Source organism: Pseudomonas sp. N-137 (genome assembly GCF_034555295.1).
Classification (GTDB): Bacteria; Pseudomonadota; Gammaproteobacteria; order Pseudomonadales; family Pseudomonadaceae; genus Aquipseudomonas; species Aquipseudomonas rhizophila.
This window is the reverse complement of the sequence record NZ_JAXUDQ010000007.1, coordinates 101,214-124,121: the sequence shown is the minus strand read 5'-3', so window position 1 is coordinate 124,121 and position 22,908 is coordinate 101,214. Positions and strand designations below refer to the sequence as shown.

22 protein-coding genes are annotated in these 22,908 nt (G+C 61.2%); 12 read left to right on the top strand and 10 right to left on the bottom strand.

The window, feature by feature from the left end; all coding sequences use genetic code 11:
• Positions 1-63 precede the first annotated feature (63 nt).
• Complete coding sequence (locus T3A99_RS06635; protein ID WP_047228448.1) at positions 64-780, top strand: alpha/beta hydrolase; 717 nt, start codon at positions 64-66, stop codon at positions 778-780.
• 214 nt (positions 781-994) lie between these two features.
• On the opposite strand, the gene T3A99_RS06630 is transcribed toward T3A99_RS06635, so the two are convergent.
• The 3 genes from T3A99_RS06630 to T3A99_RS06620 form a co-directional block, all read right to left on the bottom strand.
• Positions 995-1,582: a hypothetical protein gene (locus T3A99_RS06630; protein WP_322834148.1), complete on the bottom strand. Its 588-nt coding sequence runs from the start codon at positions 1,580-1,582 to the stop codon at positions 995-997.
• Between the two features lie 70 nt (positions 1,583-1,652).
• On the bottom strand, positions 1,653-2,438 hold the full coding sequence (locus T3A99_RS06625; RefSeq protein WP_047228446.1) for a hypothetical protein: 786 nt from the start codon (positions 2,436-2,438) through the stop codon (positions 1,653-1,655).
• A 53-nt stretch (positions 2,439-2,491) separates the two neighbouring features.
• The gene (locus T3A99_RS06620; protein WP_047228445.1) at positions 2,492-3,424 is read right to left on the bottom strand and encodes a LysR family transcriptional regulator; all 933 of its coding nucleotides are present in this window, start codon (positions 3,422-3,424) and stop codon (positions 2,492-2,494) included.
• A 111-nt stretch (positions 3,425-3,535) separates the two neighbouring features.
• On the opposite strand from T3A99_RS06620, the gene T3A99_RS06615 reads away from it, so the two are divergent.
• Positions 3,536-4,030 carry a DMT family transporter gene (locus T3A99_RS06615; protein WP_047228444.1) on the top strand — a complete coding sequence of 165 codons (495 nt, stop codon included), beginning with the start codon at positions 3,536-3,538 and terminating at the stop codon, positions 4,028-4,030.
• 2 nt (positions 4,031-4,032) lie between these two features.
• Entirely contained in the window at positions 4,033-4,485 is a 453-nt protein-coding gene (locus tag T3A99_RS06610; RefSeq protein ID WP_076383990.1) for a DMT family transporter, read from the top strand.
• A 5-nt stretch (positions 4,486-4,490) separates the two neighbouring features.
• Here T3A99_RS06610 and T3A99_RS06605 read toward each other — a convergent pair whose 3' ends face one another.
• A complete protein-coding gene (locus T3A99_RS06605; protein ID WP_076383991.1) occupies positions 4,491-4,775 on the bottom strand; it encodes a hypothetical protein in 285 nt (94 codons plus the stop codon).
• A gap of 139 nt (positions 4,776-4,914) precedes the next feature.
• Between T3A99_RS06605 and selD the strand changes: the two genes are divergently transcribed.
• Positions 4,915-5,949, top strand: a complete 1,035-nt coding sequence (gene selD, locus T3A99_RS06600; protein WP_047228441.1) for a selenide, water dikinase SelD — start codon at positions 4,915-4,917, stop codon at positions 5,947-5,949.
• A complete protein-coding gene (gene mnmH / locus T3A99_RS06595; RefSeq protein WP_076383992.1) occupies positions 5,949-7,052 on the top strand; it encodes a tRNA 2-selenouridine(34) synthase MnmH in 1,104 nt (367 codons plus the stop codon). Before selD ends, mnmH begins: the two co-directional genes overlap by 1 nt.
• Positions 7,053-7,156: 104 nt before the next feature.
• Here the strand turns inward: mnmH and T3A99_RS06590 are convergent, their stop codons facing one another.
• Positions 7,157-7,831, bottom strand: a complete 675-nt coding sequence (locus T3A99_RS06590; RefSeq protein ID WP_173406774.1) for a histidine phosphatase family protein — start codon at positions 7,829-7,831, stop codon at positions 7,157-7,159.
• Between the two features lie 368 nt (positions 7,832-8,199).
• Between T3A99_RS06590 and T3A99_RS06585 the strand changes: the two genes are divergently transcribed.
• The 6 genes from T3A99_RS06585 (at position 8,200) to T3A99_RS06560 (ending at position 17,743) form a co-directional block, all read left to right on the top strand.
• Entirely contained in the window at positions 8,200-13,041 is a 4,842-nt protein-coding gene (locus T3A99_RS06585) for an RHS repeat-associated core domain-containing protein (RefSeq protein WP_322834147.1), read from the top strand.
• A gap of 3 nt (positions 13,042-13,044) precedes the next feature.
• The gene (locus T3A99_RS06580) at positions 13,045-13,446 is read left to right on the top strand and encodes a hypothetical protein (protein ID WP_107322621.1); all 402 of its coding nucleotides are present in this window, start codon (positions 13,045-13,047) and stop codon (positions 13,444-13,446) included.
• A 126-nt stretch (positions 13,447-13,572) separates the two neighbouring features.
• Positions 13,573-14,271, top strand: a complete 699-nt coding sequence (locus T3A99_RS06575) for a glutathione binding-like protein (protein WP_047230548.1) — start codon at positions 13,573-13,575, stop codon at positions 14,269-14,271.
• An 8-nt stretch (positions 14,272-14,279) separates the two neighbouring features.
• Positions 14,280-15,125 (top strand): PhzF family phenazine biosynthesis protein, encoded by an 846-nt coding sequence (locus T3A99_RS06570; protein WP_076383996.1) that lies wholly within the window; start codon positions 14,280-14,282, stop codon positions 15,123-15,125.
• 113 nt (positions 15,126-15,238) lie between these two features.
• A complete protein-coding gene (gene hemB / locus T3A99_RS06565; RefSeq protein WP_047230550.1) occupies positions 15,239-16,213 on the top strand; it encodes a porphobilinogen synthase in 975 nt (324 codons plus the stop codon).
• A 435-nt stretch (positions 16,214-16,648) separates the two neighbouring features.
• A complete protein-coding gene (locus T3A99_RS06560) occupies positions 16,649-17,743 on the top strand; it encodes a DUF1615 domain-containing protein (protein WP_188251024.1) in 1,095 nt (364 codons plus the stop codon).
• A gap of 149 nt (positions 17,744-17,892) precedes the next feature.
• Here T3A99_RS06560 and T3A99_RS06555 read toward each other — a convergent pair whose 3' ends face one another.
• Entirely contained in the window at positions 17,893-18,444 is a 552-nt protein-coding gene (locus T3A99_RS06555; RefSeq protein ID WP_076383999.1) for a phage infection protein, read from the bottom strand.
• Between the two features lie 265 nt (positions 18,445-18,709).
• On the opposite strand from T3A99_RS06555, the gene T3A99_RS06550 reads away from it, so the two are divergent.
• Positions 18,710-19,339 carry a glutathione S-transferase family protein gene (locus T3A99_RS06550; RefSeq protein ID WP_160894134.1) on the top strand — a complete coding sequence of 210 codons (630 nt, stop codon included), beginning with the start codon at positions 18,710-18,712 and terminating at the stop codon, positions 19,337-19,339.
• Positions 19,340-19,444: 105 nt separating this feature from the next.
• Here T3A99_RS06550 and T3A99_RS06545 read toward each other — a convergent pair whose 3' ends face one another.
• Genes T3A99_RS06545 through T3A99_RS06530 form a run of 4 tightly spaced genes read right to left on the bottom strand, consistent with a single transcriptional unit; the run spans position 19,445 to position 22,890 of the window.
• Entirely contained in the window at positions 19,445-19,981 is a 537-nt protein-coding gene (locus tag T3A99_RS06545; RefSeq protein WP_047227756.1) for a PqiC family protein, read from the bottom strand.
• A 17-nt stretch (positions 19,982-19,998) separates the two neighbouring features.
• Positions 19,999-21,657, bottom strand: a complete 1,659-nt coding sequence (locus T3A99_RS06540) for an intermembrane transport protein PqiB (RefSeq protein ID WP_107322626.1) — start codon at positions 21,655-21,657, stop codon at positions 19,999-20,001.
• Positions 21,638-22,297, bottom strand: coding sequence for a paraquat-inducible protein A (locus T3A99_RS06535; protein ID WP_047227758.1), 660 nt, complete (start codon positions 22,295-22,297; stop codon positions 21,638-21,640). The genes T3A99_RS06540 and T3A99_RS06535 overlap by 20 nt, the downstream gene beginning before the upstream one ends.
• Entirely contained in the window at positions 22,294-22,890 is a 597-nt protein-coding gene (locus T3A99_RS06530; RefSeq protein ID WP_047227759.1) for a paraquat-inducible protein A, read from the bottom strand. Before T3A99_RS06530 ends, T3A99_RS06535 begins: the two co-directional genes overlap by 4 nt.
• Positions 22,891-22,908: the final 18 nt, after the last annotated feature.

Sequence of the window (22,908 nt, the reverse complement as noted above, 5' to 3'; positions counted from 1 at the left end):
AACTGCTGTCTATCTCAGCGCACGCGCGTTGCCGTGCGGCTATCGAATGATGGAGGAAGACTGATGTTCAAAGCGCTCGCCCTGTTGCTGTTGGTAGTGTCTTGCGGTTTGCAGGCTCAGCCTGCGCTGCACACCGATTTGCCCCTCAATTACCTGGCCCATGCCGATGAGCAGGCCAGAAACCGGCCGCTGGTGATCTTCCTGCATGGCTCCGGCGGCAGCGAACAAGACCTGTTCGACCTCAAGAATGAGCTGCCCAGTGACTACAACTACCTATCGGTACGAGCGCCCAAGACCGTGGAGCGGGGCCAGTATCAATGGTTTGCCAAGAAGGGCGAGGGCGCCTACGACGGTGATACCGCGGACCTGAAGGCCAGCGGCCAGATGCTGTTGGATTTCATCGAGAAGGCCCGGGTCAAGTACCCGACCGATGCGAGCAACGTATACCTGGTCGGTTTCAGCCAGGGCGCGATGATGAGTTACGAGGTCGCCCTGCGCCATCCCGAGGCCGTCGGTGGCATTGCCGCGCTGGGCGGGCGGGTGCTGTCGGTACTGCGGGCCGAACTGACACCCGACGAGTCGCGCCGGACGCTGGCGGTATTTATCGGTCATGGCACGGCGGACTCGGTGATCCCATACCATGACGGCACCGAGGCGGACAGCTTCCTCAAGACCCTGGCCCTGGAGCCCGAATTCCATGCCTATCCGGGCGTTGGCCACAGCGTCAGTGCCATGCAGGTGCGGGATCTGCGCGCCTGGCTGGAGCGGCTTAATCCCTGATTCAGTGACAGAGGTGTTGAGTGTGCCGCCGCCATCGCGAGCAGGCTCGCTCCCACCTTTTTCCCGAGTCGCTCCCAGAAACGGGGTTGCTTCCAGTCCTGTGGGGGCAAAGATTGCTCGCGATGAATAGCAGATTGGATATCAAGATTCATGTCGCCCCAGAATCTTTGTGGGAGCGAGCCTGCTCGCGATGAAAACCACCCGGTCCATCAAGTCACTGACCAGCGACGATCTGCTTCACCAGCGCCTCATGCCCGGCCTTGTCGCTGGCCCGGGAAATGATCTGTACCACTGCCATGCGCGTGCCGGAAGCGCCCAGCAACGTGGTATCGAGGGTCGGCCCACCGCCTTGGGTCGCCTTGGTATCGAGCTGGCGCAGACCCAGGCCGGTACCTTTTTGGGTCAGGCTTTTCTCGCTCAGGATCTTGGCATCCGGCAGGGCCTTGATTTTCTGGACGGCGAAGTCGGCCATGGTGGCATCGAGGAATGTGCTGTCGTCGTCTTTCACATTCGAGCCATCGATGATGGTGTTTTCAGCCGTGATCACCACGGTTTTGCTGGTGGCATTGCTGTACATCGTCCCCTTCGCCCCCGCCGTGCCCTGGGCGGCCTCGCCGGCCGGAAGCGGTGTGGCAGTGAAGCCCTTGGGCAGGGTGAAGTTGAACTTGCTTCCCAGCAGGGAAACCTTTTGTGCCGGTGCTGCGCCGCTGGTTTTGGGCTGGGCGGCATAAGCAGGCACCACCACCAGACTGGCGATGGCCGTCAGCACCAGGGCGGCGACTTGTTTACTTACCAATGACATTGAAACGCTCCACAGAGGGGTGTGCTTGAGCGCGATCATCCCATGGGCGTCCAACCGGCTCCAGCGTCGGTCACGAGTGCGCCACATCATTGGCCCGTGGGGCTGAGGCGCGCACCAGCAGGCGGCGGGTCACCAGCAGCATGACCACCGACACCGCGACACTCACGACAAAGGCCGGCATGCCGAGCAGCGGCAGGGTGAGGGCCAGGGTCAGGCAGAACGCGGTGAAGCAATACATGCCAGTGGCCGTGGCCCGCAGCAACGCGGCGGTGAAGGCCGCGCCACGGGTTTGCTGGGAGAACACTGCCATGACGCTGCCCAGCACCGGGAACACCGCCAGTAGCCCGCTCCAGCGTTCACCCACGGTGCTGGCCAGCAGCGTCACCGCCAGGGTCAACAGCGCGCCGGCGACCATGCGTAGCAGCAGCTTGTCGGATTTGGGAGCCGGGCCGCTCATCACCGGTCGAACTGTCGGGAACAGATAGGGCGCGGCCAGCAATGCCACAATGGCGATCACGCTCGACAGCGGCAGCGAGGCCGGCAACCAGGACAGCACCATCGCCACCAGCGCCCAGACGCCCAACGCGATACCCAGCGCCCAAGGCCAGTCACGATGCTGGGCGACCCGGGCGTACACCACACAGAATGCAATCATTGCAAACATGGCCGACAGCGCCGCTGTCGCCGACTGAGCGGCAAACGCCTCGCCCTGTTCCAGGGCCAGGAACAACAGAATCGGACCCACCACCACCGGCAACCCCGACAGCCAACCGGCCACGCTCGGTCCCCAACGTCGGCCCGCCAGGGAAATCAGCAGCAGGAAAGCGGGAATCACCAATAATTTGAGGAGCAGCACGGGGTTATCCTTGTCAGGCGACGGGCCGACACGTTAGCACCGACCTCGCAGTTTCAGCGATCCCAGTAAGGTACTTCGCCAAAACACTGTAGGAAAAAGTCGATCACGGTACGCACTTTCACCGACAGACGTCGGCTGCCCGGCCAGAGAATGGCGATCTGCTGGGGCTCAAGGCTGTTGGAGGCTTCGTAGTCGCGCAATACCGGCACCAGGGTGCCGTTGCGCACGGCTTCGCCGATCAGCCACGACGGAAACATCACCAGCCCCAGGCCTTGTTCGGCCGCCTGGGTCAGGGTGTCGGCATGGTTGCCGGTGATCGGCCCTTTGACGCTGTAGGGTGTCCAGGCCTGACCCGGACGGCGGAAAAACCAGCGTTGCTGGCCGGCCACGCCTTTGTAGGCCAGACACTGATGGTTCGCCAGATCCTGGGGTTTGAGCGGTGTGCCGCAACGCGCCAGGTACGCGGGGCTGGCGGCGATCTGAAAGCGGTGCGGGGCGAGGATTCGCGCCTGCATGCCTGAATCGTGCAGCGGGCCGATGCGAAACAGCAGGTCCGCGCCTTCCTGCAGCGGGTCGACGTAGCTGTCGGTTTGCTGGATGTCCAGTTGCAGCTTCGGATAGCGCTCACACAATGACCCCAGCCACGGCGTCAGATGACGCTGGCCGAACACCACCGGGGCATTGATCCGCACCAGTCCGGCCGGCTCACTGTGTTGTTCCTGCAGCGCCTGTTCGGCTTCTTCGAGTTGCACCAGCAACAGGCGTGCATGATGACCCAGCAGGCGGCCGGCTTCAGTGGGCGAAACAGCGCGGGTGTGTCGATACAACAACTGCTGGTTGAGGGCCTGTTCCATCAACTGGATCTGCCGGGAAATCGACGACGGCGCCAGGCCTTCGCGCCGGGCCACCTCCGAGAAGCTGCCGTGGTCGAGCACGGCGACAAACAACCGCAGGGCCTTGAAGCCGAGTTCATTGAGACCGTGCATGGACTGCTCCGCTGTGCGAGTTGCGCAAAAGTGTTGTCTGGATGCTCCCATTTATCGCACAGCTGCGCCAGCCGATAATCCCGCTCATTGTTCTTCTCAGAGGTTCTGATCATGCAAGCGTCTTCACTCAACGCCGCCGCCCCGGCGGCTGCCTCCAAACCACGAGCGCTTTTGCGCTGGCTGTTGCTGCCCCTGGTGATCCTGGCTGGCATGGGCCTGTCGGTAGAGGCCGGTCTGCTGGGGCCGCTGGGGGTTCAAGTGGGGCATCTCTGGGCAACCCTGAGCATATTCGGCGTCGGTTCGGCGATTCTGTTTCTGCTGTTGCTGCTCAGTGGTCCGCAACAAGGCCCCGCCTTGAATGAGTTGCCGCGCTGGCAATTGATCGGCGGTTTCCTGGGGCCGATCTACGTGGTCGTGCTGACGCTTGCCACGCCCCACATCGGCATTGCCATGACCATGGTCGCAATCCTTTCCGGGCAAGTGGGTAAAAGCGTGCTGATCGACCACTTCGGCTGGTTCGGTGCAACCCGCAAGCGGGTCAACGGCGAGCGCTGGCTCGCCTTGGCGCTGATCGTCGTAGCCCTTGTCCTGATTGCCCGAGGTTGAATATGAATCTGTTTTTGCTATTGCTGCTGGTCGTTGTTGCCGGTGCGGTGTTGAGCGTGCAGGCGGCCATCAACGGTCGCCTGGGCCAGACGGTCGGTGTGCTGCGCAGCAGTCTGCTGACATTCGTGGTGGGCACGGTGGTCACCGGGTTACTGATCGTGTTTTTTGAACCCGCTCACGCCCTCAGCCTGCTGGACGTGCCGAAATGGCAACTTGGCGGTGCCTTGTTTGGTGTGGTGTACATGATGGTCATGGTCGGCGCGGTGCCAAGGGTCGGCACCGCCGTGGCGACCGTGGCAGTGATCCTCGGGCAGTTGGCCATGGGCATGCTGATCGACAATTTCGGCTGGTTGGGCAACCCCGCTATTGAGTTGTCCGGGAGTCGGGTCCTGGCAATGGCCTGCCTGGCGCTGGCGCTGGTATTCATGTATCGCAGCAGTGCACGGCAGGCCTGAGAACCTCAGTCGGGCTCGACTTCCAGTCGCAGGCTGCCATCGTCCAGACGCTTGGCAAGCCGGACAATACCGCCAATGTGCCGGCCTTCGGTGCTGAAGACCACGATCTGGGCTTTTTCCAGATCATCCGGCAGCGGTGGCTGAACGTGCAGGGCGAACCACACCGGTTCACCGTCATCCAGGCGTTGGACATCGTAGCGGCAATCGACGCTTTGGGTCTGGCGACCAAACAGCGTGTCGAGGCCATACTTAAGGTCGGTGCTGTCGTCGGCAGCGGGGGCGAGGGACATCGGCGGTCTCCTGGGATGAATGCTCGGCTGGTCTTCTAGTGATTCCTCTGGTGGGGGAAAATTCAATGGGTTCGCGCCGGCACTGAACCGGCGGCGTTGCTGCTAGAATCGCCCACCTTGACTTACGAGAGGTATGCCCATGAGCGAGCCGATTCGCCTGACCCAGTACAGCCACGGCGCCGGTTGCGGCTGCAAGATTTCGCCACAGGTGCTGGAAGTGATCCTGGCCGGCAGCGGTGCGCAGAACCTTGACCCCAAGTTGTGGGTTGGCAATGCCTCCCGGGACGACGCCGCGGTTTATGCCATCGACGAAGAGCGCGGGGTGGTCTCTACCACCGATTTCTTCATGCCGATTGTCGACGATCCTTTTGATTTCGGTCGCATCGCCGCCACCAATGCCATCAGCGACATCTACGCCATGGGCGGTGATCCGTTGATGGCGATTGCGATTCTCGGCTGGCCGGTCAATGTACTGGCCCCGGAAATCGCTCGCGAAGTGATTCGCGGCGGTCGTTCGGTATGTGACGAAGCAGGCATTCCCCTGGCGGGCGGCCATTCGATCGACGCGCCCGAGCCGATTTTCGGCCTGGCGGTCACGGGCCTGGTGCAAAAGCGTCATATGAAGCGCAACGACACCGCCACCGCCGGTTGCCGCCTGTACCTGACCAAGCCCTTGGGCATCGGCATCCTCACCACCGCGGAAAAGAAAGGCAAGCTGCGCGCCGCCGATGTTGGCCTGGCCCGCGACTGGATGTGCACCCTCAACAAGCCGGGCAGCCGCTTCGGCAAGCTCGACGGCGTGGCGGCGATGACCGACGTCACCGGTTTCGGCCTGCTCGGGCATTTGGTGGAAATGGCCGATGGCAGCCAGTTGACGGCGCGTATCCGCTACGACGCGGTGCCGCGTCTGCCGGGCGTCGAGTATTACCTCGACCAAGGCTGCGTGCCGGGCGGTACGTTGCGCAACTACGACAGCTACGCCAGCAAGGTTGGGCGCGTGCAGGAACTGCACAAGCGAGTGCTGTGCGACCCGCAGACCAGCGGCGGACTGCTGATCGCCGTCACGCCCGAGGGCAACGAAGCGTTTCTGGCGGTCGCCGCTGAACTGGGGTTTGCACTGGAGCCGATCGGTGAACTGGTCGAGCGACAGACCTACGCGGTCGAGGTGTCTTGATGACCCATGACATCACCGATTACCGCGACATTTTTCTCAATGACCGACCGATGATGGACACCCGTGCCCCCGTCGAATTTCTCAAGGGCGCATTCCCCGGCGTGGTCAATCTGCCGTTGATGACCGACATCGAACGGCAACGGGTCGGTACTTGCTACAAGCAGCAGGGCCAACAGGCGGCCATTGTCCTGGGGCATCAATTGGTGTCCGGCGACACCAAGGCGCAACGCATCCAGGCCTGGGCCGAGTTCGCAACAGCCCATCCTGATGGTGTGTTGTATTGCTTCAGGGGAGGCTTGCGCTCACAGATCGTCCAGCAGTGGCTCAAGGACGAGGCGGGCATCGACTATCCCAGGGTCGGCGGCGGCTACAAGGCCATGCGTACATTCCTGCTCGACACCGTCGAGCAGGCGGTTGCCCAATGCGACTTGGTGTTGCTGGGCGGCATGACCGGCACCGGCAAGACAGAAGTGCTGACTCAACTGGGCAACAGCCTGGATCTGGAAGGTTACGCCAACCATCGCGGTTCGAGCTTCGGCAAGCGCGCCACCGGGCAGCCTTCCAATATCGATTTCGAGAACCTGCTGGCCGTGGATGTGCTGAAAAAACGTGCCGCTGGTATCGAACAGTTCGTGCTGGAAGATGAAAGCCGCATGGTCGGCAGTTGCGCCTTGCCGCTGTCTTTGTACCAGCGCATGCAACAGGTTCCGATGGTCTGGCTTGAGGACAGCCTGGAGCGGCGGGTCGAGCGGATCCTGCGCGATTACGTCATCAACCTGTGCGGCGAATTTGTCGCAGTCCATGGCGATGAAGGGTTCTCGCTATTTTGCGAGCGGTTGCTGGCAAGCCTCAATAACATCCATAAGCGCCTGGGTGGCGACCGCCATCGACGTTTGCTCCAAATCATGGAAGCGGCCCTGGCCGAGCAGGCGACCAGCGGCGCCGTCGACTTGCATCGCGGCTGGATCGAAGGCCTGTTGCGTGAGTATTACGACCCGATGTACGTGTTCCAGCGCGAGAAGAAGGGCGGGCGGATCGAGTTCGCGGGTGAGCAGGTGGCGGTGCTGGAGTATCTGCGTGAGCGAGCGGCCCGCAAAGGGTGATCGCTGCCCACTGCCAATCCCCTGTGGGAGCGAGCCTGCTCGCGATAACGGTGGGGACCAGTGGCGGTGATTGAGGAAGTATTGTCGAAAGTAATGTCCGCAGCCTATGTCGGACAAGTTTCCTGCCCGTTGTCCAGGCCTTGCTTGTAGTTCTGGCTGGTGAGACTGGCCTTGCCGTTGTGCCACGTCAGGGTCAGCACGTACAGCGAATCGAAATCCCCGGATTCCCAATCATCGGTAATCGTCTGCTTCTTGCCCATCGCGTCGCTGGCGACCTGGTTGATCAGCTCCGGCAGGTAGCCGTGCGACCAAGCGGTGTAGATGATCGAGTTGTGGTACTTGTCGTGCAGCAGTTCGTCAGCCAGGTCGCTGGTGTCATTGGCTGAATACTCGATGTTTACCGGCAGCCCGAGTTTGATGGCGCTGGGGCTGATGGTCATCAGTGGGCGGATGTAGCTGTAGGAATTATCCAGCTCGCCCTCTTCGACGTTGCGGGTAGGGTTGGCCGCGAACACATAGTCGGCCTTGCCGAATTTCTCCGGTAGCAGGGTGGCCAGGTCGATGGCGCGATTCAGCCCCTGGCAATTGAGCTGGCCCAGGCCGCCGGCGGGTTTCTCGGCGTGGCGCAGGAACACCAAGGTCTGGATACCGTCGGCCGGTTGAGCGCGACTGACGCTCGACTCCAGCAACAGCGCCAGGCCACAAGCGACAAGCAGCGTAGGCAACATCAGCCACGGTCGGCGCTTGAAGCGTTTGGCGAAATTCAGTGGGTTCATCATTGAATAATATTCTTCGGCTCTCTCAAGTCAGGCTGACAAACCTGGGCACCAGGAAGTTTTTGGCTTCCGGTGTTTTCCTTGTCGTGATGCCGCTTCGATTTCTCGGGGCATTGCTCAGAGTCTTCTGGCGCCCTTTGGTTCGATACCGACCGATTCCGTGCACTGTAAGGCCTCCTGCCAGGAGGTAGGGCGAATGTTAGCGACAGGATGTTGCGGATTTAAGAATGGGGCGTGCGAGTTTCGTGACGCGTTCATTTGGGTTTTGTATTTAAAGAATCGCCTTACACCTGCCGTCTCCTCCTCTGACTTATTTTCCCTGCCGTCCTCGGCAAAGTCTCGCGTCCGTCCCCGCACCGCGAGATTCCCGCATGTTCGCCCCCGACAAACTCCTGGCTTTGAACAACGTCATCGGCTCGCTGGTGATTGCGGCCATGGACCCCGAGCAGCCGGACATCGAAGCGGTGCTGGCGGACTTCCGCACTTGCCTGAACGACTACGACGCCTGGGCTGAAAGTTTCTGGACCGGCTGGGCGCTGGATATCGAGCAGGTGTTCAAGGTCGGCAACGAAGTGTCCCTGGCGGCACCGAAGGAGCTTGATCAACCTGTCAGCGCCACGGTGGTCGCTTGTCCGGCGGAGGGGCCGCTGACGCTGGTGCACATGTTCCAGGCGGCGCGCTTCGTGCCGATTGGCGACACACCGGTGATGCTGGAACCGATCACCGGGGGCGAGCCGGGGAAAGAAACCTTCGGCGAACCGGTTCATCACGTGATCGGCCCCAGCGGCATTCTGGAAGTCCCCGACTGCTGGCGGGGCCAGCGTTATCGCATCACCTTTTTTCCCCATGTGACGGCCGAGCATGTCAAGGCGCTGTACGCGTCCTACCGTGACGTGATTGCTCAACTGGAAGGTTGGCTGCAAGCGGAGTGGGATGAATTTCAACCGCAATGGGTAGAGTTTTCCGACAGCGGATTTCTCGAGCGCTACAGCGCATTGCAGCAAGCTGATTGGCGCGGGTTCACAGACGCCCTGCATCAGTTGTGGGACGACGTCAAACAGGTCTTCGAACTGCTGGCGGACCTGCAGGCCAACAGCGAGAAGTTGTTGGAGTACCTGACTCAAGCCGAGCTTGAGCAGCTACTGAAGGCGTCCTCCGAGGCAATCGCCAAAGGGTTGATGGTGTTGAGCGACGAGCCGTTGCTCTTCGTGCATATGGCGGCCTTCGCCAGTTGGCTACGGATGTTGCCGCCCCAGCACGTCGCTGAAGTCGTGGGCGAGATGCGCGCCTCGGTGCTGATCAACTTCCTGCTGATGCGTTTGACCGGGGGGCTGGGCCTGGGTCTGCGCATGAGCGGTAAGGTGCTGGGCCGGGTCCGCTCGGAGCGGGCCCGGGAGTGGTTGCTGGCGTCGAGCCTGAGGTTGGGCCAACTCACCCCCGACCGGCTCGATCAACATGCCGATGTGCTCAAACCATTGGTGGTCAGTCAGCGTGCGCCTTTAAAACCGACGCCTGTCGGACCTTTGCACATTACCCTCGAGAAATCTGCGCCAGTGTCCGTGAGCAATCCGGCCGCCGTGGCGCGGGAAAAATCCCAGCCTTCTACACGCCTGAGCGAACACGAACCCCACGACGACGCCCCCAGCCAATCGAAAAACCCCAACGGTGACAGCGCCGACACCGCGGCCCTGACCCAGACCAGCGGCTGCCCGGTGTCGATGGTCACTGGCGAGGAGCTGCTGACCCTGGACGACGGCACCCTCGATGGCCGGCTGCCGTTTGTCTTCACCCGCTTGTACCGCACCAGCGCGGTGGACCTGGACATCGGCCTGGGCCGCGGCTGGAGCCATGCCCTGGCGCATCGCCTGTTGCTTGAAGGCGAGCAGGTCATCTGGATCGACCAGGAAAACCGCCGTACGACGTTTCCGCTGCCCAGCGAGCAACGCCCGGCGATCCACAATAGCCTGGCCCGCGCAGCGATTTACCGGGGGGCCGAGCCGGACGAACTGATCATCGCCCAGCCGGGCGAAGACGCGCCTTTCCTACACTTTCGCGACGGCCATCTGACCGCCCTCAGCGACCGCTACGCCAACCGCCTGACGATCAAGCGCAACATCCATGGCGACATCAGCCGCCTGGACAACGGCGCCGGGCGCGCCCTGCGCTTGCGTTATGAGCAACGTCATCTGGTCGCCATCGACTACCAGAGCTTTCACCCGGCCCTGACCCTGGACGACGCCTGGCGCACCGAACAGACCCTGGTGGCTTACCGCTACGACGCCCGCTGGCGACTGATCGAGGCGACCAACGCCGCCGGTGAAAACGAACGCTACGACTACGACGACCAGCACGTCATCCTGCAACGGCAACTGGCCGGCGGTGCGAGTTTCTTCTGGGAGTGGCAAGGGGCAGGCCGCGCAGCCCGCTGCGTGCGGCACTGGGCCTCGTTTGCGCAGATGGACAGCCGCTACACCTGGGGCGAGGACGGGCAGGTCACGGTCCAGCATCTGGATGGCAGCCAGGAGGTGTACGTCCACGACGAGCGGGCACGGCTGGTGCGCAAGGTCGAGCCCGATGGCGGCGAGCACCTCAAGGCCTATGACCCCCAGGGCCGGCTGATCGCCGAACAGGACCCGCTGGGCGCCGTCACCGAATACCGCTACGACGAAGCCGGACGGCTGGTGGCACTGATTCCGCCGGACGAGGAACCGACGTCCTACGAATACCGCCACGGTTTCCTGCACGCCCGCTCGCGCGGCAAAGCCGTGTGGCAATACCGGCGCAACGCCCAGGGCGATGTGATCGAGGCCATCGATCCGCACGGCCAGAGCACCGGCTATGACTACGATGCCCAGGGGCAGTTGCTGGCGATCCGTTACCCCGACGGTAGCGAGCATCGGTTTACCCGCAATCAACTGGGCCAACTGACCGAAGAAACCCTGCCCGACACGGGGCACCGGTGTTTTTCCTACGACGCCCTGGGGCGTTTGCTGACCCGCCAGGACGAACACGGCGCCCTCACGCACTACCAGTGGGACGCGGTGGGCCGCCTGCTCGAAACCACCTTGCCAGGTGGTACGACCCGCGCCTGGCGCTACAACGCCTACGGCAAGGTCACCGCCGAACGCGATGAGCTGGGGCGGACCACCCGCTATGAATACGCCGACGACCTGCACCTGATCAGCCGTCGCCTCAACCCTGACGGCAGCGAACTGAAGTATCGCTACGACTCGGCGCGGCTGTTGCCGACTGAAATCGAAAACGAATCCGGCGAAAAATATCAGCTGGACTACACGCCGAACGGATTGATCCGACAGCAGATCGGCTTTGACGGCCAACGCACCGCCTACGCCTACGACCTCAATGGCCACCTGCTGGAGAAAACCGAGCACGGCGCGGACGGCGCCCAATGGGTCACCCGCTATCAGCGCGACGGGGCCGGGCGGCTGCTGGTCAAGACCTTGCCCGACGGCCAGGCCATCGAATACCGCTACGACGGGCTGGGCCGGCTGGTCCACGTCAACGACGGCACCGATCACCCGCTGGCCTTCGAATACGACGCCCAGGACCGGCTGATCAGCGAACACCAGGGCTGGGGCACCCTGCGTTATCGCTACGACGCCTGCGGACGCCTCAACCATCTGCGCCTTCCGGACAACAGCCAGCTCGACTACCACCACGCCCGGGGCGGCGCGCTGACGGCCATCGACCTGAACGGCTCACGCCTCACCGAACACCAGCTCAGCGGCGGGCGCGAACGCCAGCGCCGCCAAGGCCTGCTGCTCAGCCAGTACGACTACGACGAACAAGGCCGGCTCAAGGCCCAGACGGTGTGGCAGAACCAGCAGCAACTGTTCTGGCGCGATTATGCCTACAGCGCCAATGGCAACCTGCAGTCCATTTCCGACAAGCGCAACCGCCGTCATTACCAGTACGACCCGCTGGATCGCCTGATCGGCATCGACTATTCCCACAGCGAGCCGCCGGAACACTTCGCCCACGACCCGGCCGGCAACCTGCTGATGCAGGACCGCCCCGGCCCGGCTCGCCTCAAGGGCAACCGCCTGCTGATGGAGGGCGACCGCCACTACGACTACGACGCCTTCGGCAACCTGATCCGCGAACGGCGCGGCAAGGCCCAGTGCCTCGTCAGCGAATACCGCTACGACAGCCAACACCGGCTGATCGGCGTCACCACGGCGCACGGGCGCGAAACGTCCTACCGCTACGACGCCTTCGGCCGACGCATCAGCAAGACCGTGGACGGCCTGACCACGGAATTTTTCTGGCAGGGCGACCAGGTCGTCGCCGAAAGCAGCCCGCGCCACCACCGCAGCTACGTCTACGAACCGGGCACCTTCCGCCCACTGGCCCTGCTCGACGGCAAAGGCCCGAACGCCTGCCCGTTCTACTACCACCTCGACCACCTGGGCACGCCCCAGGAACTGACCAACTACGGCGGCACCATCGTCTGGTCGGCACGCTACAGCGGCTACGGCAAAACCACCGAACTGGTCCACGGCGGCGGCGAACAGCTGGAACAACCGTTGCGCTTCCAGGGCCAATACTTCGACCCCGAAAGCGGCCTGCACTACAACCGGCACCGCTACTACAATCCGGAAACCGGCCGCTACCTGACGCCTGACCCGAGCAAACTGGCGGGTGGCCTCAACGGGTATCGCTACACCCTGAACCCGACGGGGTGGGTGGATCCGTTGGGGTTGGTGGATTGTCCGGGGAAGGGTGGGTGCAGGTCGGCGGTTGGTAGTCAGGATCCGGCGGCTAAGGTTGGGGTGGATGAGGGTGAAAAATCGCTACCCAAACCTACCTACCTTTATCGTGGAGATTTGAGGGGGCCGGAGGTCATTTTTAAAGAAGGTTTTATGAGCTTGGGAAAAAGTACTGACCTACTGCTTCATATTTGGGATAACAGAAATCCACCGAGTAATTTTGTCAGCACAACAACTAGCGTTGAAGTGGGGCTTGATTTTGGAACAAAATATGGAACGCGGAAAGGGTATCTGTATGTTCTGAAAAAAATTCCTGGGCGTGATGTTAATAAGGAGCTACCGCCAGAGGACGTTCCCTATAGCTATGAGTATGAGATTGCAATTCCAGATCGAGTAAGAACGGAAGATATTATTGGCGTTACGCCGCTTAAAAGAGATGGTTCCTACGTAGGGTATTCTTTGCCCAACCCCCAGAGGAAATAACACATGAAAAGACAGCTTGTTCCAGTTATTAAAGATGGCCAGAGGGAAGAGGTGGTGCTGGACGTGAACGCACAAAAATCCACTATTCTGCTGACTTTTAAAAGTGGCTGGTCAAAGAAATACTCGGGAGCGGATGTGTATGAGTGTCTAGGGAAAATTATTAAGGAGCATACGGATATAAAATTTTTGTGCAAAGGAGCCAAGCTTAGTGTGCGTCCTTCAAGTATGTCCTCGCAAATGTCATCAGGAATAGCGGCTTATGAGCATGTTCTAGGTAAGCGTGCATCGAGAGCAGATCTAGTTAATATATTTGATTATGAGGATCGGGATATAGTGAGTGATCCTCAGCTGCAGAAAGATTATTTTTTTCTATGGCTGGAATCTATAAAAAATGTGGATGAGTAAGTTGTGGTCGTATGGGAAGTTAGGCCTGCTTGCAGCGGGGTGGTTCATGTAGATGCTTTCCTGATGTCACGGCAATCATTCTGAACTATGCTCCGCTTTTTTCTTCCCCCTCTGGAGTCCGCTCCCATGCCCAACCTAACCCCATTCCCCATCACCCAAAAATGGCCCGCCCAGTTCCCGGAGTGGATCCAGCTCTACTCCCTGCCGACCCCCAACGGCGTGAAAGTCTCGATCATGCTGGAAGAAATCGGCCTGCCCTACGAACCCCACAAAGTGGACTTCGGCAGCAATGACCAGCTGTCCCCAGAGTTCCTCTCCTTGAACCCCAACAACAAGATCCCGGCGATTCTCGACCCCCATGGGCCGGGGGATCAGCCGTTGGCGTTGTTCGAGTCGGGGGCGATTCTGATTTATCTGGCGGACAAGAGCGGGCAGTTGCTGGCCCAGGAGTTGGCGGCGCGCTACGAGACGATTCAATGGCTGATGTTCCAGATGGGCGGGATCGGGCCGATGTTCGGGCAGTTGGGTTTCTTCAACAAGTTTGCGGGCAAGGACTATGAAGACAAGCGACCTCGTGATCGTTACGTCGAGGAAAGCAAGCGCCTGCTCAAGGTGCTGGATGGTCGTCTTGAAGGCCGGGACTGGATCATGGGCGAGCGCTACACCATCGCCGATATCGCCACGTTTCCCTGGGTGCGCAACTTGATCGGTTTTTATGAAGCGGGGGATCTGGTGGGTATCCAGAATTTCCCGAATGTAACGCGGGTGTTGGAGCGTTTCCTGGCGCGGCCGGCAGTGGCACGCGGGTTGAAAATTCCGGAATGAGTGGATTGATGACGAGCTGTTTCAATTTCAAGCAATTGGACGTGTTCAGCGAAGTGCCGCTCAAGGGGAATCCGCTGGCGGTGGTGCTCGGGGCAGACGAGATCAGTGACGAGCGCATGGCCGCTTTTGCCAACTGGACCAACCTCAGCGAAACCACTTTCCTGCTGGCGCCGCAGCATCCGGAGGCGGATTACCGGGTGCGCATTTTCACCACCTCGACTGAACTGCCGTTTGCCGGTCATCCGACTTTGGGCAGCTGTCATGCCTGGCTGGAGGCCGGAGGCGTGCCGAAAGGGCCGCAGATCGTGCAGGAATGTGGCGTTGGCCTGGTAAGAATTCGCCGCAGCGATTTCGGGTTGGCTTTTCAGGCGCCGCCCTTGCTCAAGTCCGGCCCGCTGGAGGCTCAAGTGCTGGAGCGAGTGCGCAAGGGACTGGGGTTGCAGGCCGAGGCGATTGTCGAGACGCAGTGGGTTGATAATGGTGCCGGCTGGCTGGCATTGATGCTCAAGAATCGCCAGCAAGTGTTGGCACTCAAGCCCGATTACCAGCAGTTGCGGGATCTGGCCGTGGGCGTCATCGCGCCGTGGGAACCGGCCGTGGATGGCGATGAGGCGCAATTTGAAGTGCGCGGTTTCATTGCCGGTGACGGCATGCCGGAGGATCCTGCCACCGGCAGCCTGAACGCCGGGCTGGCCCAGTGGATGCTGGCCAAGGGGCTGGCACCGTCGCGCTATGTGGTCAGCCAGGGCTTGACCATGGGCCGGGCGGGGCGGATTCATGTTGAGCAGGTGGGCGAGGACGTCTGGATTGGTGGTGCGGTGGTGACCTGCGTCAATGGCTCACTGACCTTGTAAGCCGATTATTGCCCGGCCGGTAAAACTCTGTTTTCCGGTCGGCGTTTGTGCCCAGGCGGGTGAGGGCATAAGCTTTGTCCCCTGCGATCGAGCACCCATTTTTCAGGAGTCCCATGTCCAGTCAGTTCCCCGAAGCACGTCCACGCCGTCTGCGTCGCAATGCGAGCCTGCGCAGTCTGTTCCAGGAAACCGAGTTCACCCTGAACGACCTGGTGCTGCCGATTTTCGTCGAAGAAGAAATCGATGACTTTGTACCGATCAAGAGTATGCCGGGCGTGGCGCGCATTCCTGAATCGAAACTGGCCGGTGAGATCGAGCGGTATGCCCGTGCCGGTATCAAGTCAGTGATGACCTTTGGCGTGTCCCATCATCTGGATAGCGATGGCAGCGACACCTGGAACGAGCGCGGCCTGGTGTCGCGCATGGCCGGGATCTGCAAGGACGCGGTGCCGGAAATGATCGTGATGTCTGACACCTGTTTTTGTGAGTACACCGATCACGGCCATTGCGGGGTGCTTCACGGGCATGAAGTGGACAATGACCGGACCTTGCTCAACCTGGGTAAACAGGCCGTGGCGGCGGCCCGTGCCGGGGCCGATGTGATCGCGCCGTCCGCCGCCATGGACGGGCAGGTCCAGGCCATTCGCAAAGCCCTGGACGAAGCCGGTTTCAGCCAGACGGCAATCATGGCGTATTCAACCAAGTTCGCTTCAGCGCTCTACGGTCCGTTCCGCGAGGCGGGCGGCAGTGCCTTGAAAGGCGACCGCAAAAGCTACCAGATGAACCCGATGAACCGCCGCGAAGCGCTGCGCGAATCCTTGCTCGATGAGCAGGAAGGGGCCGATGCACTGATGGTCAAACCTGCCGGCGCGTACCTGGATATCATCCGCGATATTCGCCAGGCTTCGAACCTGCCCCTGTCGGCCTATCAGGTCAGCGGCGAGTACGCGATGATCAAATTCGCCGCCCAGGCCGGCGCCATCGACGAAGCCCGCGTAGTGCGAGAAAGTCTCGGCGCGATAAAACGAGCAGGGGCAGACCTGATCTTCACCTATTTTGCGATGGATCTGGCGCTGAGCGGGATCTGATCGACGCCGAATTTCCTGTGGGAGCCTGCTCGCGATAGTGGGGCCAGCTGGCTTCAATGCCGAATGTGCCACCGTCATCGCGAGCAGGCTCGCTCCCACATTGGACTTGTGGCGTGGACTAAAACTGTGAGCATCCGCGGTCAACCCTGTGGGAGCGAGCTTGCTCGCGATAGTGGTAGGCCAGCTTGCATCAATGTCGGATGTGCCGCCGTCATCGCGGGCAAGCCTTGCTCCCACAGACACCCACCCAAATCTACTGTGGAGTCTTGCTCCCACACTGATGGTGTTAGGCCACCCATCCTCTCACGTCAGCTTTTTGCTGCTGTCGAGCCTTCTTTGCTCTCAAGACCCCTTTTGGCTCTGATGAACAGAACATAGCCTGTACCGGCTTTTGATCGTATGGTTGCTGCGCAATAACAGACTTGATGGAGCAACATGCAACTCAATCGATTGATGATCAGCCTCACCGCGTTGTTGACCCTGGCCGGTTGCGGCAGCCGTCAGGCCCAGGAACCGGAACGCCAGCCCGCCGAGGTCAAGGCGCAGATTGTGCGGTTGTTGCCGGCCAAGACTGTGGATCGCGAGGGCTGGGCGACGGATATCTACGTGGCTTTTGCCGCTCAGCAAATCTCACCCACGACGCAGAATATCTGTTCCGTCCTGGCGGTGACCGAACAGGAATCGACGTTCCAGGCTGATCCGGCGGTACCGGGGTTGGGCAAGATCGCCCGGCAGGAAATCGATCGTCGCGCGGCAAAGATGCACATTCCGGGTCTGTTGATCAGCGGCGCCCTCCAGGTGCGTTCGCCCAATGGCAAAAGCTACAGTGATCGGCTCAATGCCGCGCGCAGCGAGAAGGAGTTGAGTGCGATTTTCGATGACTTCATTGGCATGGTGCCCTTGGGCAAGACACTGTTCGGCAGCTTCAACCCCGTGCACACCGGCGGGCCGATGCAGGTCAGCATCGCGTTTGCCCAGGCCAATGCCCGGGATTATCCCTATGCGGTGGATGGGTCGATTCGTCGGGAGGTGTTCAGTCGTCGCGGCGGGATGTATTTCGGTATTGCGCATCTGCTGGGGTATCCGGTGAGCTACACCGAACCGCTGTATCGTTTCGCCGATTTCAATGCCGGATGGTACGCCAGCCGCAACGCGGCATTCCAGCATGCAGTGAGTCGTGCCTCAGGCATTCCCCTGGCTCTGGACGGCGATTTGATCTTGCATGGTTCCATCATGCCAGGCAGCACCGAGTTGGCGGTGCGCACCTTGGGCCGGTCGCTGGGGATGCGCAACCCGACCATTCGCGACCAGTTGGAGCAGGGCGACAGCCTGGCGTTCGAGGACAGCAAACTGTACAAGCGGGTCTTCGAATTGGCTGAGAAGGCCGAGGGTAAGCAATTACCTCGGGCGGTGTTACCGGGAATCGTGCTCAAGAGCCCGAAAATCACGCGCAAGCTGACCACGGCGTGGTTCGCCAAGCGAGTGGATGAGCGTTACCGGCGTTGTATGACGCGGGCTGCGGGACGCTAGGCAATCGGTGGGCAATGAAAAAGCCCGGCGGATAAGGCCGGGCTTTCATGGTGATGCGTTAGGTTCCAGAGGTGTTTGAAGCATTGTGGCGAGGGGGCTCCTTCGCCACACATTGAGTTGGGTTTCGTCACGCATTTGGATTGAACAACTCATACACGGTTCTGGGTCAGACGATCGGAACCACCTTCAGCAACGCGGTTCTGTTGCAGACGATCGGAGCCACCTTCAGCAACGCGGTTCTGTTGCAGACGATCGGAACCACCTTCAGCAACGCGGTTCTGTTGCAGACGATCGGAGCCACCTTCAGCAACGCGGTTCTGTTGCAGACGATCGGAACCACCTTCAGCGACGCGATTCTGTTGCAGGCGATCGGAACCACCTTCAGCAACGCGGTTCTGTTGCAGACGATCGGAACCACCTTCAGCGACGCGATTCTGTTGCAGACGATCAGAGCCACCTTCGGCAACGCGGTTCTGTTGCAGACGATCAGAGCCACCTTCGGCAACGCGGTTCTGGATCAGACGATCAGAGCCACCTTCGGCAACGCGGTTCTGGATCAGGCGATCGGAGCCGCCTTCGGCAACACGTTTTTCGATCAGTCGATCAGAACCACCTTCGGCAACGACCGGGTGGGAGGAGGCGGCGAATGCGTTGGCTGCCAGTACCGAGAAAGCGAGGCTGAGGATGATTTGGCGTTTCATGATGGTGTGCTCCGGGGATGCAGTGGGTTGGTGTGGAGCCATTGTTGTCCGGAGCGACAATCAAGAGAACTTCATTGGCCTGATGGTGAATATCGACGGCGGTGATACCTCGCCGAGCGGTTGGCAAGCAATATTGATGTTGACTGATCCGCCGACATCGCGAGCAGGCTCGCTTCCATGGAGAGTGCGTGTCGTCTGCAGGGTGGAACACTGGCGGGCCCGCGGGTTCTACCGGCTACCCCCCCCAAGTGCAGGAGGCAAGTTCATGTATCAGTTATTCGGCTACAGGCAATCCGGCTCTTCGGCTGTGGAGATCGCCCTGTGCCTGTGTGGCGTGCCTTATCGCCGTGTCGATGCCTATTCGACCGAAGACAACGAGGCGTCGAAAGAGCTACAGGCATTGAACCCTCAGAAGCAGGTCCCGACCTTGCAATTGCCGGACGGTTCGGTGCTGACCGAAGCCGCGGCGATTTTGATCCACCTAGGGTTGGTGTTTCCTGAATCGAAGTTGCTGCCGGACGATCCGAACCAACGTGCTCAAGCCATACGGGGCCTGGTCTATATCGTCGCCAATTGCTACACGCCCATCGGCATCATCGATTTTCCAGAGCGCTGGCTGGTCGACGCGGATGAAGCGACCCGGCAGCAATTGGTGTCGGGCACCCGACAGCGGCTACATCGCAACTGGGCGCTGTTTGCCGACCAGTTTGCGGCTCGTCCTTTTCTCAGCGGTGCCGAGCCGGGAGCGCTGGATATCCTGGCCGCCGTGGTCACGAAGTGGGAAGACACGCGGGAGGCCATGCTGAATGCCCGACCGCCGTTCTACGAGCTACTGGAGCGCATCGACCGCCATCCGCGCATTGCGCCGGTGCTGTCGCTGCACTGGCCCTTGTAGGCGCTGTCGAGCGCAGCGAGGCTGCGGTTTTTCCGAGTAGCAAACGAAAGATCAAAACAGAAAGATCGTCCAAACGCGGCCCGAGCCTTCGGCAGCGCCTACGGGTCAAGGGCATGTCATTTTGGTGGCGGCTTGCTCAACGAGGCCGACAAACTGTCGGACATTCTGCTGATGGGCCGTCACCAGCTCATCGATGCTGCTCCCCGCCGGCGTTTGCAGGCTGTTACGGCAGGTCAGGGTATGGGCTTCGTTGCCCAGCTCGCGCAGGCGCCACTGCACGTCCATGCGGGCATATTGGCCGGGGATCGAATCGAAGCGCTGCACATCCACCCGCAGCAGTAGCTTCGCTGCGCCTGGGTTGCTCAGTTGTTCGTCCAGGCTGCTGCGCAGTTCATCGGCCAGACTGGCGCCCCACCATTGCGTTTCCAGGATCGCCAGCCCGCTGTTGCCTTGGCGGATGACCATTTGCGCGCGGTCCACCTGAGGCGGAACGCTCACCTGCTCGAGCTGGATGTCCATGTTCGTGCGTGGCTGGCCGGCAGGTTGAGCCGGGCTCAGGGTGTGGTACTGGATCGGATCGCCGCGGCAGGCAGCAAGCAGCAGCACCAAGGCAACCAGGGGGAGTTTCAGCATCAGCGGCATGGGGCGTGCTCCTGTGGTCATTCGTTCGCCGGCAATGTGAGGTTCTGCGCCGGTGCATCCTTGGGACGGCCGCGAAGCAGTGATTCGGGATGGCGGCTCAGGTAGTCGGACAGCTCGCGCAACGAACGCGACATGCGCCCAAGATCGTCCAGGGTCTGCGTCAGTTGTTCGCGTTGCGGCGAATCTTCGGCCAGGGTCGAGTTGGCCGATTGCAGGGTCTTGCTCACGTCCTGCAACGTGTTTTGCACGCTTGGCAGGGTCTTGCTGTTGAACTGGGCCAGACCTTTGCGCAATTCAACCAGGTTGCCGTTCAGGTTGTTGGCAACGCTTTCCAGGGGCAGCTTGTTGATTCGCTCGACCATCGCCTGCAGTTGTTCCTGCAGTTGCTGGAGACTGCCCGGGATGGTCGGTATACGGACCGGGCGGGCGTTGGCGTCGAAAGTGACTTTTTCGGCCTTGGGGTAGAAGTCCAGCGAGATGTACAACTGCCCGGTCAGCAGGTTGCCGCTACGGGCCTGGGCACGCAGGCCGCGTTCGACGAAACTGCCGATCAGGCGAGCGCCGGCAGCTTCGTCATCCGGGTTGTGATTGAGCGCCTTGAGCAGTTTTTCATGGGCCTTGCCCAGGCGCTGAGGGTAGAACACCACGCCGACATTGACCGGGAAGCTGCGCAGCTTCTCGTCGAAATCCAGATTGATAGCTACGACCCTGCCCACTTCGATGCCCAGGAATTCGACCGGCGCTCCGACCCGCAATCCGCGCAATGCCTGATCGAAGCGTAAAGCCAGGTATTGCGCCTTGCCATCCGGCGGGGCCAGGGCGCTCTGCTGGTCGGCAAACAGCTCGAACGTCTTGTCCTCGCTAGCGGGGCTGTCGTTGGGGCTGTATTCCGGTGCCCGAAATGCGATGCCGCCCACCAGCAGCGCCGAGAGTGACTCGGTCTTGACCGCAAAGCCGTTGGCACCGACGTTCACGTCCACGCCGCTGACGTTCCAGAACCGGGTGTTTTCGGTGACGTAGACATCGTTGGGGGCATTGACGAATACGTCGATGTTGACCCCTTTGCCATCGGCATCCAGCGCATAGGACACCACTTGGCCCACCGGAATCTTGCGCAGGTACACCGGCGAGCCGATGTCCAGTGAACCGAGGTCCTGGGAATGCAGGGTGAAGCGCTTGCCCGGTTCACCGTAGGTGATCGGTGGCGGGGCTTCCAGGCCGGTAAAGGACTTGGCACGAACCTTCGATTGACCGGCGTCGGCCCCGATGAAATCCCCTGACAGCAGGGTATCGATCCCGGAAATTCCGCCGGCTCCGATGCGCGGCCGTACCACCCAGAACACCGAGTCCTCGTGCGTGAAGGTCTCCGCCGTCTTGGCCAGCTTGACCGTGGCGGTGACGTTCTTCTGGTCGTCGCTCAATTGCACGTCGGTGACCTGGCCGATGACCACGTTGCGATATTTGACCGGTGTCTTGTTGGCGGTCAGGCCCTGGCCGGTCTTGAAGGTGATGGTGATGGTCGGACCTTCCTGCAGCCAGTTGTTGACCACCAGGGACAACCCTACCAGCACCGCGATGATCGGCACTATCCATACCAGCGACACCGTCCAGCGGCGGCTGGTGACATGGGCGCGACCTGGTGCCGGTTGCTGCCCGTCAGTGGCTTGCGACTTCATCCATGGCCTCCTCGGATGGTTGGGTGTCCCAGATCAGGCGTGGGTCGAAGCTCATGGCCGACAGCATGGTGAACAGCACCACGAGGCCGAAAAACAGGATGCCCGGTCGCGGCTCGATATCGCTCAGTGCCTGGAATTTCACCAGCGCCGCGACCAGCGCCACCACCAGCACGTCGAGCATCGACCAGTAGCCGATGACTTCCACCAGCCGATACAGTTTCGCCCGCTGGACCTGGGCCCAGGTGCTGCGCCGCTGCACGGTGACCAACAGCAAGGTCAGTACCACGAACTTGATGCCTGGTACCGCGATGCTGGCGATGAAAATGATCAGGGCGATGTCCCAGGCGCCGCCCTGCCAGAACTCGATGACGCCACTGATGATGGTGCTGTCGGCGCCATCCCCGAGCATCTGGGTATTCATCACCGGCAGCAGGTTGGCCGGAATGTAGAACACCAATGCCGCCAGCATGTAGGCCCAGGTACGGGTGAGGGTGTCGGGTTTGCGCCGGTGCAACGGGGCGTCGCAGCGGGGGCAGGTCTCGGGCTCGTCGCTCATGTCACAGGCCAGGCCACAGCTGTGGCACAGGCACAGGTTCAGGTCGCGGGCCAAGGGCGGGGGAGGCAACGGTTCGCGGTTCATAGGTTGTCCCATAAATCGCGCACATCGCGTCCGGCGATGCGGATCATCAGCAGGCTCAGGGCGGCCAGGGCAAACAGGCCGATGCCCGGCAGCACGTCCAGCAGCCCGGCGAGTTTGATCACCGCCACCAGCGCACCCAACAGGCACACCTCCAGCATGCTCCACGGCCGCAGTGCTTCCAGGCTGCGCATGCACAGACTGAACCCCGGCGCCCGTTGATTGGCGTAGGCGTAGGCCAGCACCCAGATCAGCAATACCAACTGAAAGACCGGGGCAATGATGATCGCCACCGCGGCCACCAGGGCGATGAAGGTGATGGGGCCCTGGCTCAGGGCCACGATGGAATCCCACAGCGTCGCGCTGTTGCTCAGGCCCTGGAGACGGATGCTCATCACTGGATAGATGTTGGCGAAAGCCCACAACACCGCTGCCGTCACACTCAAGGCCAGGCGCTGTTCAATGGTCAGGCCGTTGTAGCGCTGAATCACCGCGCCACACCGCACGCACGAGGCTTTCTGATGCGCAGCGAGCACCATCGGCTCGTACACCGCATCACAATGTTCGCAAATGATCAGTCGGTCGGTATCGGCCATCGGGATGCTCGGCAGGAC